Origin of the sequence: Massilia brevitalea, assembly GCF_030711405.1 — a bacterium.
GTDB classification, from domain to species: Bacteria; Pseudomonadota; Gammaproteobacteria; order Burkholderiales; family Burkholderiaceae_D; genus Telluria; species Telluria brevitalea.
In genome coordinates this window covers 177,377-191,279 of sequence record NZ_JAULSI010000004.1, presented here as the reverse complement: position 1 = coordinate 191,279, position 13,903 = coordinate 177,377, and the positions used below count along the sequence as shown (strand labels likewise).

The 13,903-nt window shown below is 65.2% G+C and carries 8 protein-coding genes; 3 read left to right on the top strand and 5 right to left on the bottom strand.

Annotated elements, in window-relative coordinates:
• Window positions 1-4: 4 nt before the first annotated feature.
• Together QWL29_RS03895 and garD are read right to left on the bottom strand one after the other, a co-directional pair.
• Window positions 5-826 (bottom strand): NAD-dependent epimerase/dehydratase family protein, encoded by an 822-nt coding sequence (locus tag QWL29_RS03895; RefSeq protein WP_305821577.1) that lies wholly within the window; start codon window positions 824-826, stop codon window positions 5-7.
• A gap of 18 nt (window positions 827-844) precedes the next feature.
• A complete protein-coding gene (gene garD, locus QWL29_RS03890; RefSeq protein WP_305821576.1) occupies window positions 845-2,386 on the bottom strand; it encodes a galactarate dehydratase in 1,542 nt (513 codons plus the stop codon).
• Window positions 2,387-2,575: 189 nt separating this feature from the next.
• Between garD and QWL29_RS03885 the strand changes: the two genes are divergently transcribed.
• The 3 genes from QWL29_RS03885 to QWL29_RS03875 all read left to right on the top strand — a co-directional run bounded on the left by QWL29_RS03885 (window position 2,576) and on the right by QWL29_RS03875 (window position 8,450).
• Window positions 2,576-3,985 carry a glycoside hydrolase family 88/105 protein gene (locus QWL29_RS03885; protein ID WP_305821575.1) on the top strand — a complete coding sequence of 470 codons (1,410 nt, stop codon included), beginning with the start codon at window positions 2,576-2,578 and terminating at the stop codon, window positions 3,983-3,985.
• Window positions 3,986-3,995: 10 nt separating this feature from the next.
• Window positions 3,996-5,207 (top strand): DUF4861 domain-containing protein, encoded by a 1,212-nt coding sequence (locus tag QWL29_RS03880; protein ID WP_305821574.1) that lies wholly within the window; start codon window positions 3,996-3,998, stop codon window positions 5,205-5,207.
• A 270-nt stretch (window positions 5,208-5,477) separates the two neighbouring features.
• Window positions 5,478-8,450, top strand: coding sequence for a TonB-dependent receptor (locus QWL29_RS03875; RefSeq protein ID WP_305821573.1), 2,973 nt, complete (start codon window positions 5,478-5,480; stop codon window positions 8,448-8,450).
• Between the two features lie 102 nt (window positions 8,451-8,552).
• Here QWL29_RS03875 and QWL29_RS03870 read toward each other — a convergent pair whose 3' ends face one another.
• From QWL29_RS03870 to QWL29_RS03860, 3 genes are all read right to left on the bottom strand, one after another.
• The gene (locus QWL29_RS03870; protein WP_305821572.1) at window positions 8,553-9,512 is read right to left on the bottom strand and encodes a glycoside hydrolase family 43 protein; all 960 of its coding nucleotides are present in this window, start codon (window positions 9,510-9,512) and stop codon (window positions 8,553-8,555) included.
• Window positions 9,513-9,678: 166 nt separating this feature from the next.
• Window positions 9,679-12,576, bottom strand: coding sequence for a TonB-dependent receptor (locus QWL29_RS03865; protein ID WP_305821571.1), 2,898 nt, complete (start codon window positions 12,574-12,576; stop codon window positions 9,679-9,681).
• 168 nt (window positions 12,577-12,744) lie between these two features.
• Window positions 12,745-13,884 carry an ABC transporter ATP-binding protein gene (locus tag QWL29_RS03860; protein ID WP_305821570.1) on the bottom strand — a complete coding sequence of 380 codons (1,140 nt, stop codon included), beginning with the start codon at window positions 13,882-13,884 and terminating at the stop codon, window positions 12,745-12,747.
• Window positions 13,885-13,903 lie beyond the last annotated feature (19 nt).

Here is a 13,903-nt window from a genome sequence, read left to right as displayed (position 1 = left end):
CGGGTCAGGTATATTGCGGACCGTCGAGCAGGAACTTGCCGCCCTGGTACATCGTCGTCACGTCGTCCTGGGCCGGGAAGGCCGAGGTGTCCGGGAACAGGTGCGCGAACTTCGACGAGCTGTCCTTCGCCTTGTAGCCCAGGTGCGAGGCCAGGCGGTTGTCCCACCAGACGCTGTCGTTGTCCGACATGCCGTAGACGATGGTATGGCCAACGCGTGGCGCAAACAGCGCGCAGCGCAGCAGCTCGGTCAGATCGTCGTACGAGAACCAGGTGCTCATCATGCGCTTGTTGGCCGGCTCGGGGAAGCTGGAGCCGATGCGGATGCACACGGTCTCGATGCCGAAGCGGTCGTAGTAGTAGCGCGACATCTGCTCGCCGAACACCTTCGACAGGCCGTAGTAGCTGTCCGGGCGGGTCGGCGAATTCGCGTCCAGCACCGTGGTCACCGGGTGGTAACCGATGGCGTGGTTCGAGCTGGCGAAGATCACGCGGCGCGTGCCGGCCTTGTGCAGCGCCTCGTACAGGTTCGCCACGCCCAGGATATTCGCCTGCATGATCGGCTCGAAGGCCTTTTCGGTGGAGATGCCGCCGAAGTGCAGCACCGCGTCCACGCCGTCGAGCAATTTCAGTACCGCGTCCTTGTCGGCCAGGTCGCACTGGACCAGCTCTTCGCCTTCGCGCGCTTCGCCCAAATCGGCGATGTCGGACAGGCGCACCACCTCGGTCCAGGGCTTGATGCGGTCGCGCAGCACTTTACCGAGGCCGCCGGCGGCGCCGGTCAGCAGGATGCGTTTGAAGGGTTTTCCCTGTGCGGATTGGGTCATGACGTCTCCTATTTTTGTTCAGGTCACCGGCGCCGGATTGAACAGCGCCAGCGCATTATGCAGTTTCCAGTGTTCGGCCCAGGTCTTGCGCCCGCTTGCCACGTCCAGGATCAGCTGGAACAGCTCGAAGCCCACGTCCTCGATGCTCGCTTCGCCGCTGGCGATGCGCCCGGCGTTCACGTCCATCAAATCGTGCCAGCGGTTCGCCAGCTCGGTGCGCGTGGCCACCTTGATCACCGGGACGGCGGCCAGGCCATACGGCGTGCCGCGGCCGGTGGTGAAGATGTGCACGTTCATGCCGGCCGCCATCTGCAGCGTGCCGCAAATGAAATCGCTGGCCGGAGTAGCGGCATAGATCAGCCCTTTTTGCTGCAGCTTCTCGCCCGGCGACAGGACGCCGGTGATCGCCGTCGTGCCTGACTTGACGATCGAGCCCATGGCCTTTTCCACGATGTTCGACAAACCGCCCTTCTTGTTGCCGGGCGTGGTGTTGGCGCTGCGGTCGACGCCGCCGCGCACCAGGTAATCGTCGTACCACTGCATCTCGCGCACCATGGCCGCGGCCACTTCCGGCGTGGCGGCGCGCGCCGTCAGCTGGTCGATGCCGTCGCGTACTTCCGTCACTTCGGAGAACATCACGGCGGCGCCGGCGCGCACCAGCAAGTCGGTGGCGTAACCGACGGCGGGGTTCGCCGTCACGCCGCTAAACGCGTCGCTGCCGCCGCACTGCACGCCGACCACCAGGTCGGATGCCGGGCAGGTCACGCGCTGGCGCGCGTTCAGTTCCTGCAGGTGTTTTTCGGCAGTCTGCATCAGCGAATCGATCATCGACATGAAGCCGACGTGCTGCGCGTCCTGCAGCGTGACGACCGATGGCTCCGCATTCCCGATCGGGATCGCGCCGGCCGGAAACAGGCGCGCCGGCGGCAGCTTTTCGCAGCCCAGGCTGACCACCATCACGCTGTCGCCGAAGTTCGGGTTGCGCGAGAGGTTGCGGATGGTCTTGATCGGGATCTCGGCGCCGGGCGCATCGATGGCCACGCCGCAGCCGTACACGTGTTCGAGCGCGACCACATCCTCGACGTTCGGGTAGCGCGGCAGCAGTTCCTCTCGGATGCGCTTGACGGCGTAGTCGATCACGCCCGACACGCACTGCACGGTGCTGGTGATCGCCATCATGTTGCGCGTGCCGACCGAGCCGTCCTTGTTGCGGTAGCCCTGGAAGGTGTAGCCTGCCAGCGGCTCGACCTCGCGCAGGGCGCGGGTACCGATCGGCAGGTCGTCGAGCGAGCGCGCCGCGGGCATGGTCAGCACGCGTTCCGAGACCCAGCTGCCGCGGGCGATGGCGCCGTTCGCATAGCCGATGACCACGCCGTAGCGGACCACTGGCTCGCCGTCCGCCAGGTCCTGCAAGGCCACCTTGTGCCCTTGCGGAACGCCTTCGACCAGGGTCAGCCCGTCCGGGAAGACGGTACCCGCCGGCAGGCCGCCGTCGTTGACGACGATGGCGACGTTGTCGCTGGCCTGCATGCGGATGGTGCGTGGAACTTGGGTGCTCATATGCGTCGCCTTGTGCATTACCTGGTGTGATGCCTGATGTGATGCCTGGTTGGGAGGTTCGAACGCAGTATGCCATACAAACCTGAAAGGTGGCTAGTCCACCTTGCGATTTTGGCCTGACCAAATTAGAATGGCCTGACCAAATAAGCAGTTCCCCGCATTGAAAAAACGATAGAGGACTGGAGACACATGAAGAAGACCCTGCTGGCAGCATCCGCTGCCGCTTTCCTCGGCTGCGCACTCGCCTGCAGCCCTGCCCTGGCCGACGGCCCCTACCGCAATCCCGACAACAAGAACCTGAAAGACCCGGGCGAAGGCACCTATCCAGTCCCTTACAAGAAGCCGGTGGTAAGCGAGGTGACGGCGCAGCTGAAGGCAATCCGCGCCTTCATGGACAATGCCACGCCCACCCGCATCGTCGACAAGCGCAGCGGCGCGCCGATCACGGATTTGTCGAAGCCGAACCGCGACGCCATCTTCCAGCCCAGCGCCGGCGACTACGGCATCCAGGTGTACGAGATGGGCGTGGTGCATTCGGGCCTGCTGAAAGCGGCCGAGGTCACCGGCGACGCCGGCTTCACGGCGATGAGCGGGCGCCACTTCCAGTTCTTCTCCCAGACGCTGCCCTACTTCCGCGCGCAGGAACAAGCCTTCCACCTTGAGCGCGGCAACAGCTTCTCGCGCTTCCTCGACCCGCGCTCGCTCGACGACGCCGGCTCGATGTGCGCCGCCCTGATCCGCGCGCGCCTGGCCAAGGTCGGCCCGGACCTGAAGCCCATGATCGACACCTGCAGCGATTGGGTCGCCAATAAACAGTTCCGGCTCGAAGACGGCACCATGGCGCGCAAGCGTCCGCAGGAAGTGTCGCTGTGGGCCGACGACATGTACATGAGCATCCCGGCGCTGGCCGAGATGGGCCGCCTGACCGGCAAGCGCCAGCACTTCGACGACGCCGTGAACAATGTGATCGGCATGTCGAGCCGCATGTTCAATCCGCAGCTGGGCCTGTACACCCACGGCTGGCACGCGAACCACCCGGACGCGCCGCGCTTCTACTGGGCGCGCGCGAATGGCTGGGCGGTGCTGGCGATGTCCGACCTGCTCGACGTGCTGCCGAAGGACCATCCGGGCTACCCGAAAGTGCAGGCCCAGCTGCGCGCGTCCATTAAAGGCATCGCCGAGCTGCAGTCGGGCAGCGGCCTGTGGCACCAGATGATCGACCGCAACGACTCCTACCTCGAAACCTCGGCCAGCGCCATCTTCACCTATGTGATCGCCCACGCGGTGAACCAGGGCTGGATTCCGGCCACCACCTACGGCTCGATCGCGCAGGCCGGCTGGGCCGGGCTGTCGACCCGCATTACCGCGCAAGGCCAGGTCGAAGGCACCTGCGTCGGCACCACGCTGGCGAGCGACATGGTCTATTACTACCACCGCCCGACCAGCGCCGACGCCCTGCACGGCTATGGCCCGGCACTGCTGGCCGGCGCCGAGATCATCAAGCTGGTGAGCAATCCCGCCTTCGAGGTCCAGCACAAGGTGCGCACCTACCACTACCTGCCCAAGGGCGGGGCCACCGACTACCGCGAACATCATTGAGGAGGCCAGATTGACACGATCCCTAGTTGCCGCCCTCGTGGCTGCTGCAATTCCGGCACTGTCGGCCCATGCCGCCGAGCGCCTGGCCATCACCGTCGAGCACGACCTGGCGATCGCCCGCCCGTCCGAAACCATCTCGATCCCGTGGAGCGACGTGAATGCCGTGCTGCCCGGCGCCCTGATCCAGAAGATCGCGGTGAAGGATGCGCAGGGCCGGGTGCTGCCCTACCAGGTGACGAACGTGGCGCCGCTGGCCAAGGACCCGAAGAACGTCGGCATCGCGTATGGCGAGCTGCTGTTCCAGCACAGCTTTGCGCCGGGAGAAAAGCGCGCCGCCTTCACGGTCGAGAAGATCGACACGGTGGCGCCGGCGTTCCCGGTAAAGGCCTTTGCGCGCTACGTGCCGGAGCGGCTCGACGACTTCGCCTGGGAGAACGACAAGGTAGCGCACCGCACCTACGGCCCGGCGCTGGCCGCACCGAGTCCGCCGGACGTGAAGAAGGAAGTGCTGGTCACCAGCGGCCTGGACTTGTGGTTCAAGCGCGTCGACTATCCGATCGTCGACCGCTGGTACAACAAGGGCCACGACCACTACCACCATGACGAAGGCGAAGGCATGGACATGTACAACGTCGGCAAGTCGCGCGGCGCCGGCGGCACCGGCGTCTGGGACGGCAAGCAGTTATACACGGGCGTGAACTACGCGTCGTGGAAGGTGCTGGCGAACGGTCCGGTGCGCGCGGTGTTCGAGTTGCACTACGCGGGATGGGACGCAGGCGGCAAGCAGGTTTCCGAAATCAAGCGCTTCACGGTGGATGCGGGGCATTACCTCGACCGCATCGACAGCACGTTTGTGTATGCCGGCGCCGAGCCGATCATGGTGGCCGTGGGCCTGAACCGTACGCCGAGCGACAAGGGGCAGAATCCGCAGATCGCCACCAGGAAGGAAGACGCGGTGCTGCTGCAGTGGGTGCAGCAGGCCAGCAATGACGCCTTCGGCACGGCGGTGGTGCTTCCGGGTGCGGAGGGCTTTGTCCAGGATGCGCTGAACGAGCTGGTGCTGGCCAAGGCCACGTCCGGCAAGCCGTTGCGCTACTACGCGGGCGGGGCCTGGAGCCGTGCGGGCGAGATCACCTCGCTCGAACAATGGGAGCGCCTGACGCAGGACACGGCGGCGCGCGACGCCAGTCCGGTGCGGGTCACGCTCGGACGCAAGCCGTAGGGTGGGTTCTTGAACCCACCGTTGTAATTGGCGCATACGCACAGTATGCGCCATGCATGCACGCCGCACCGTGCACTCCGCCTCCGCCTTACCCCTCGTTACACCCCTCCCGACACAGGCCAGACCAATTAATGTATTTATTTGCATTGGACCGACCAAAATCGTAAATATTGCCTTAAAATTCCAAAACCGGCCTGACCAAATCTAATATTGCCGTAGCGGTGGGCGCGCAGCCTGGCACCTGCCTCAATAAAAACGTATGGAGACAGCATGACCAACAACCAGCATAGTGCAGCCTTGCGCAAACTCACCCTCTGCCTGCTCGGCACGGCTTCCGTGTCGGCGATGTCGATCGGTATGGCGTATGCCCAGACGGCAGAGCAGCCCGCGGCGCAAACCGCCACCCAGGCCGAAGCGCCCCAGCAAATGCAGACCGTGCAGGTCTCCGGCCTGCGCGCCTCCCTGGAAAGCGCACTGAACGCCAAGCGCCAGGACAACGGCATCGTCGATGTGATCAAGTCCGAAGACATGGGCAAGTTCCCCGACACGAACCTGGCCGAATCGCTGCAGCGCGTACCGGGTGTGGTGATCGACCGCGATGCCGGCGAAGGCCGCAACATCACCGTGCGCGGCCTGGGCCAGGACTTTACCCGCGTGCGCATCAACGGCATCGAGGGCCTGGCCACCACCGGCGGCACCGACAGCTCGGGCGGCACCAACCGCGGCCGCGGCTTCGACTTCAACGTGTTCGCGTCTGAACTGTTCTCCTCGCTCACGGTGCGCAAGAGCTCCTCGGCCGACGTCGACGAAGGCTCGCTCGGCGCCACCGTCGATTTGCAGACCCTGCGCCCTTTTGATCTGCGCGGCTTCAATGCCACCGTCGCAGCCAAGGGCAAGTACAACGACGGCTCCGAGAAGATCGACCCGCGCGTCGCCTTCATGATCTCGGACACCTTCTTCGACCGCAAGTTCGGGGTGCTGGTCTCGGGAGCCTTTTCCAAACGGCGCGTGCTGGAAGATGGCTTCTCCACTGTGCGCTGGGATAACGGCCCCTCCTCTGGCGGCTGGTGCGCGCCACAGGGCGTGACCGCGAATCCATCGAACTCCACCGCCACCACCTGCGGCCCGGCGGCCCAGGGCGTGGCGCGCCTGCCGAACACGCCGGCCAATATCGCCGCCTACAACGCCGCCAGCAACCCGAACAACTTCCACCCGCGCCTGCCGCGCTACGGCCGCCTGACCCACGACCAGGACCGCCTGGGCCTGACCGCCTCGGCCCAGTGGCGCCCGCAGAAGGGCACGCTGCTGACCTTCGACCTGCTGTATTCGAAGCTCGACGCCACGCGCCAGGAAGACTTCCTGGAAGCGATCTCGTTCAGCCGCAGCGCCAGCCAGGGCGGCAAGCCGCAGATCAGCGTGGTCGAGGCCGAGTACGCACCGAACGGCGCCCTGCTCTACGGCAAGTACAACGGCGTCGACATCCGCTCCGAGTCGCGCTTCGATGAACTGACCACCACCTTCACCCAGCCGACCCTGACGCTCGAGCACAAGTTCACCGATACCCTGAGCATGAGTGCGAAGATCGGCCGCGCGAATTCGAAATTCCGCAATCCGGTGCAGACCACGGTCACGCTCGACGCGCTGAACGTGAACGGCTATTCGCTCGACTTCCGCCAGGACGACCGCGCCGCCATCATCGGCTACCCGTTCGACCCGGCCGCGCCGAATGGCGCGCTCGGCATCATCGGCGTGCCGCAGGTGGCCACCGGCACCCAGCCGACCACGGTGACCAACACCACCACCAGCGAAATCCGCATCCGCCCGCAAGGCGCGACCAACGTCAACGACGTCGGCCAGTTCGACCTGGCCTGGGAAGCGGTCGACGGCTTCACCATCAAGGGCGGCATCAACCGCAAGAAATACGAGTCGGACACCTACGAGTTCCGCCGCGTGAACCAGAACGACACGATCTTCGCGCCGCCGGCGGGCGCCACCGGCCTGACGAGTACCATCACCGGCTTCGGCAAGGGCCTGGATATGCCTGGCGGGAACGTGACGAGCTGGGTGATCCCGAACCTGAAAGCCATCTCGGCCGCCTACGACATCTACTGCAACTGCATCAAGGCCGGTCCGGCCGGCGGCCCGGGCGACTTCACCCTGTCCTCGATCACCAACGGCAATGCGCGTGGCAACAACCGCACGGTGAAGGAGCGCGACGACGGCTTCTACCTGATGGGCGAGTTCAAATACGATTTGTGGAATATCTCGATGCGCGGGAACGTGGGCGTGCGCCACGTGAAGACCGAACTCGAAGCGATCGGCTACCAGACGGCCGGCGGCGGCACCGCGGTGCAGGTGAACCACGACTACAAGGACACCCTGCCTTCGCTGAACATCGCGGCCAACCTGACCGACAACTTCATCGTGCGCTTCGGCACGGCGAAGGTGATGACGCGTCCGCAGCTGGGCTTCCTGTCGCCAGGCGGCACCATTTCGACCACGGGCACGCTGACCATCAACACCGGCAACCCGTTGCTGAAACCCTTCCGCGCCAAGACCTTCGATTCCAGCTTCGAGTACTACTTCGGCAAGAACGCCTTTGTCGGCCTGGGTTTGTTCCAGAAGAACATCGACACCTACATCCAGTCGCTGCGCACCAACGTGGCATTCCGCGAGACCGGCCTGCCGCTGAACCTGCTGCCGTCGAACTTCACCGGCGAGGAAGTGTTCGCAGTGACGGCGCCGATCAACACCGACGGCGGCAAGCTGAAAGGCTTCGAGCTGAACTACCAGCAGCCGTTCACCTTCCTGCCCGGCTGGGGCAAGAACTTCGGCACGGTGCTGAACTACACCAAGGTCAGCTCGACCATCGAGTACGCGATTTCGCCGACCAGCAGCGACCGCATCGTCGACGACTTGCTGAATTTGTCGCCGAAGTCGTGGAACGCGACCTTGTACTACGACGACGGCAAGTTCAGCGCGCGCGTGTCCGGCGCCAAGCGTTCCGGCTTCCTGACCCGCGTGCCGGGCCAGAACAACAACGACGTCGAGGGCAAGAACGGCACCTTCAACGTCGATTTGTCGCTGACCTACAAATGGAACGACAAGCTGGAATTCACCCTGGAAGGCGTGAACCTGACCAACGAGCCAAACGACCAGTTCATCAGCCGCGCGCGTAACAGCGTGGTGGTGAACAACGTGACGGGGCGCGAGTACCTGGCGGGGCTGCGCTACAAGTTCTGATTGTCTCTTGCAGTTCCTTGGAGCCCGCGTTCGCGCGGGCTTTTTTCATGGGCGAGTGCCGCTATGCTGGTGTCAGCAGGCTTTGTTATCGCGTGCCGTGGCTTACACCGCTGGCGCCTCTTGTGGTCCGTGGCTGGGCCCTGCAGTCAGGGGACGCGCATCGTTCCAATCGAGACGGTCGATGCACATGCGGCGCGTGGTCTGCGCCACATCCCAGGCGTGGTACACGATCCAGGTCTCGCTGCCGTCGGGTGAGGTAGTGAAGGAATTATGCCCCGGCCCGATCACCGCGCCCGGCACGCTGCGCATCAGCAGCGCTTCTTCCCCACCTTCGGGCCGGTGCCACGGCCCGAGCGGATGCTCGGCCACGACATAGCTGACACCATAGTTGTCCTTTTCCCACGCGCCGCCGCTGTAGAAGCAGTACAGCTGTCCCTTGTGCTCCTGCACCGACGCACCCTCCACCGTGTGCCAGTCGTACACGCTGCCGTACATCGTGCGGTCCTTGCGGAAGATGTGCCAGTCCTGGTGCGGGCGCACCACCATCTGCGGCTCGCCGGCCAGGGTTTCCATGTCAATCAAACGATCGACCACGATGCCGGTGCCGACCCGGTGGTCGTCCGCCACGTGCAGGAAGTCGACGCAGTAGAACAGGTACCATTCGCCGTCGCTGTGGCGATAAGGATGGGCGTCGATCGAGAACGCCTGGTCCGGCACCAGGATCTTGCCGGTGTCGACGAACGGCCCGGCCGGATCGTCCGCCACGGCCACGCGCAGCTTCTGGTCGGTGCCCTCGTCGGCGGAACCCGACGAGTAGTACATGTAGAAGCGGCCCTCATGGAAGGCCACCTCGGGCGCCCAGTAGTGCGCGGCGCCGGTCGGCTCCAGCGCATGGCCAAGCGGCTCCCAGTCGACCAGGTCGGCTGAGCGCAGCACGGGAATCTGGCGTCCGTCGGCGCCACCGGGTGCGGTGCCGTAGGCGTAGTAGAAGCCCTCGTGTTTCAGGACGAAGGGGTCGGCCATGGTGTCGGGGTAGACCGGGTTCTGGTAAGTGCGGGGCACAGCGTGTCTCCTGAAACTGAGGGTGTTGAATTACAAGGAGCTTGAGAAACCGTAGCGAGCGGAAGAAGTCCTGGCCGAGAAGCGCAGCTGTACGGATGTACAGCGAGCTATCGCCTTGGCGGCGCAGGCCAAGAATTCGACGCGCAGTAGGTTTATCAAGTTCCTCTTACATCTTGTAGCGCAGGCTCAAGCCGTAGGTGGTCATGTTGTAGCGGATGTCGCGCGGCTGGTAAGGGCCGAGCTCGCTCTCGAACTTGGCCTTGGTCAGGTTGATCGCGTCGAAGTGCAGCGACACGTTCGGCGTCAGCTCGTAGCCGATGCTCAGGTCGACGAAGGTCGTAGCCTTGACCACCCGGTCCTGCAGGTAGGGCTCTTCGAAGATCTGCTCGACGTAGTCGCCGCGGCGGGTCGCGGCCAGGCGGCCGGTGATGCCGTTACCCTCGTACAGCAGGGCGACGTTGTAGTTCTGCTTCGCCACGCCGACCAGCGCCGTCTTGGTGAATGCGCCGCTGTTCAGCGACGTCCTGGTTTCGTTGTCGCCGTCGATCCAGGTGTAGTTGGCCTGCACACCGAAGTCGCGCCAGAAACCCGGCAGGAAGTCGAAGAACTTCTGCGCACTGAGTTCGGCGCCGCGCAGCGTGCCCTTGCCGGAGTTCTGCGGCCGGTTCACGCGGTAGGTCACGCCGTTGATGCTTTCGTCCTGGGTAAAGTTCTGCAGGTAGCCGTCGATATCGCGGTGGAACAGCGCCACCTGGGCATAGCCGTTCTTGGCGAAATAGTATTCGAGCGTGGCGTCGATGTTCTTCGACTTGGTCGGCGCCAGGTCGGGGTTGCCGGCGCCGCCGGTGCCCGGCGCGTTGACGGTAGGCGGCACCAGCGACAGCGCCGGATTCAGCTCGCGGAAGCCGGGGCGGGTCAGGGTCTTGCCAGCCGAAAGGTGCGACTGCCACTGGTCGTTCCAGTTGACGATGGCCGTGGCGCTCGGCAGCACATTGGTTTCCGAGGTCGACAGATCGACGTCGGTCACCACGTCGCCGATGCGGTTCTGGCCGCGCAGCTTGCGCTTGTCCTTCAGCACGCGCGCACCGGCTTCGCCGCTGACCTTGATGCCGCCGAGGGTCGTTTCCCAGCGCCCGGACAGGTAGAAGGTGGCGTTGCGCTCGCGCTGGTCGAACAGGCGGGTCGGGTCGTCCGGCACCCGGCCGCTTGGCTGGCCGTAGGCATTGCGCACGGTGTCGGCATTTTCGATCAGGTAGTTCGCCGAAGGCGTGTACCAGGGGCCGCCCAGGCGGTCCAGGCCTGGTACCAGTTCTTCGAAGGATGGCCCGAACAGGCCGATCGGGGTCGGACGGACGGCCGAGCTGAAGTCGGACGCGCGTTCGGCGCTGTGGTTGCTGACCTTGCGCTCGGACAGGCGCACGCCCGCCAGCACGGCGCGGAAGAAGCCGTCGCCGCCGAGCCGGTAGGTGCCGTCGGAACGCCACTGGGCCTGCTTGCCGGCCTGTTCGCTCCAGTTTTGCACCATGCCGCGCAACACGAACTGGTTCGGGTCGCGCAGGGCATTCGCGCTGCCTGGCGTGGTGACCGTGTTGTAGCCGCCATGGCCGTCGCGTCCATAGGCATACACGCTGGAGCTGGCGCCCGGCACCTGCTGGTCGACGATGAGCGTGTCGTTGACGAATTTCGACTTGGTGTAGGCCACGTGGGTGTTCACCGTCAGCGGACCGTCGTTGTAGCGCAGGGCGAGGTCCAGGAAGTGGGTGTAGGTGCGTTCCTTCTGGCCCCAGGTACTGGTCGCCATGTACGGGTCCCAGTCGTAGGGGCTGGGGCTGAACTGGGCGGCCGGCGCATTGGCCGACATGATCGGGCAGATCACGCCGCGCGGCGTGTTGCAATGCTCGCCCTGCGGCGCCAGCACCACGTTGTTCAGGCGCGGCGCCCAGGTGACGATGTCGAGGATGTAGTTGACCGCGTTGCGGCCCTGGTAGCCGGTGCCCAGGTATTGCGCGGTGGCCTGCAGGCGCGGGCTGATCTTCCACTGGAAGGCGCCGTGGATGCTCTGGCGTTCGCGCTTGCCGCTGTTGTAGATGCCGCCGATGTTCGGCAGCTGGCCCAGCGTCTCGCCGGGGTTCAGTGCGAACGGTCCGGTATTCCCTAGCCGCCGCGCGCTGCCGTCCTGGCCCACGGCGAACACGTTTTCCGGCCGGTCGACCCACTGCACCGGGAAGGTCCAGTTCTCGCGGTTCACAGCGACGTCGAACAGCGCGCCCATTTCGCCCACGCCGGTATCCCAGCGGTTGCTGACCGAGAAGCCGCCGCCCGGGTTGTGGGTATCCTTGCTGGCGTCGCTGCCGTTGCTCTGGTTCATGCGGTCTTCGACGTAGCCGGTGAAGCTGTAGCCTTTCGAATCGAACGGCGCGCGCAGGCGCACGTTGACGGCGCCGGCAATCCCGCCCTCGAGCTGGTTCGGGCTGGCCGATTTGTACACTTCCAGGCCGCCGATCGACTGCACCGGCAAGTCCTCGTAGGACAGGCGGCGCGCCGCTGCGGTGAAGATCTCGTTGCCGTCGATCGTGGTCACGACATCCGGCAAACCGCGGATGATCACGGTGCTGGTCTGGCCGCGGTCGCGCCCGACCTGCACGCCGGCCACGCGCTGCAGGGCGTCGCCGGCCTGGCGGTCGGGGAACTTGCCGATGTCTTCGGCATTGATCGCGTCGACCACCTGCAGCGAATCGCGCTTGATGGCTTCGGCCGAGCGCAGGCTGCCGCGCAGGCCCGTTACCTGGACCACGGCCGGCGCCGCCTGTGGAACCTCGGGTGCGGGCTGGGCGGTGGCGGGCACGGACTGCCCGGCCTGCTGGGCTTGTGAGGACTCAGCGCCCGCGCCGGTGCTGCCGGCCGCGCTGGCGCCGCTGCTCGTGGTTGCGCCAACATTGGCGCTGGCGCTGGTGCTGGTGGCAGCAGGCGGGTTATCGGTAGCTGTTTGCGCCAGCGCCGAAGCGCTGTAGGCCGTCAACAACATGATCGCTGCGCAGATCGGCTTGACTTCGAATCGTGTCATGCATGTCTCCTGAATTTATTATGAGAAACCACTCGCCCCGCCGGTCGTTGCCGGCCTCAGGCCTCATCAAATACTAAAAGAGCAAGCAGGGCGCCACCAATAACGAAACACGCAAGAGCTATCTGAAATCGTCATGGCTGACGCACGAATGACACAGATCCAGATGGATTACGGGATCTGTGCCAGCGGTTCGGCCGTGCTGGCCACCCAACCCGGCGCGAATACCTTGCCGTCGGCATCGAACAAAAAGGCGCGCGTGGCCGGGAACACCAGTTCGACCCGGCTGCCCAAGGCCGGCGGCGCACTATCCGCATCCGTCTTCACCGCCACCATGTCGCCACTCTCGCCCACCTGCGCATACACCAGCGTGACGTCGCCCAGGTACTCGACCAGCGCCACGGTTGCCGCAATGCCGCCGCCTTCCAGTCCGGGGCGCGCCAGTTGCAGGTGCTCGGGACGCACACCGAGCGTGACGCGGGCGCCGGCCTGGGCTCGCGCGACGTCGGCCGCCACCTCCACCCGCTCGCCGCTCGCCAGCTGCACGCTCGCGCTGCGCGCGCCCTGCCCGGCCAGCGTGGCCTCGAAAAAATTCATGCGCGGCGAACCGAGGAAGCCGGCCACGAACCTGTTCGCCGGCCGCTCGTACAAATCCGACGGCGTGCCCACCTGCTCGATGCGCCCGCCATTCAGCACCACGATCTTCTGGCCCAGGGTCATGGCCTCGACCTGGTCGTGGGTCACATAGACCATGGTGCTTTTCAGTTCGCGGTGCAGGCGCGCCAGCTCGACGCGGGTCTGGCCGCGCAGGGCCGCGTCCAGGTTCGACAGCGGTTCGTCGAACAGGAAGACCTCGGGTTTGCGCACGATGGCGCGCCCGATCGCCACGCGCTGGCGCTGCCCTCCCGACAAGGCCTTGGGCTTACGCTCCAGCAGATGCCCGATCTGCAGGATCTCGGCGGCGCGCCCTACCCGCTCGGCGATTTCGGCTTTCGGCACCTTGGCCAGCTTCAGCGCGAAACCCATGTTCTCGGCCACGCTCATGTGCGGGTACAGCGCATAGCTCTGGAACACCATGGCGATGCCGCGCCGCGCCGGTTCGATGTCGTTGGCGACGCGTCCGCCGATCTCCAGCGTGCCTTCGGTGATGTCTTCCAGGCCGGCGATGATGCGCAGCAGGGTCGACTTGCCGCAGCCCGAAGGCCCGACGAAGACCACGAATTCGCCGTCCGCAATCTCGAGGTCCACGCCCTTGATGACGCTGTTCTTTTCGTACTGTTTCTTGATGCCGCGAAGGCTGACCGATGCCATGCTTTGCTCCTGTATGTTC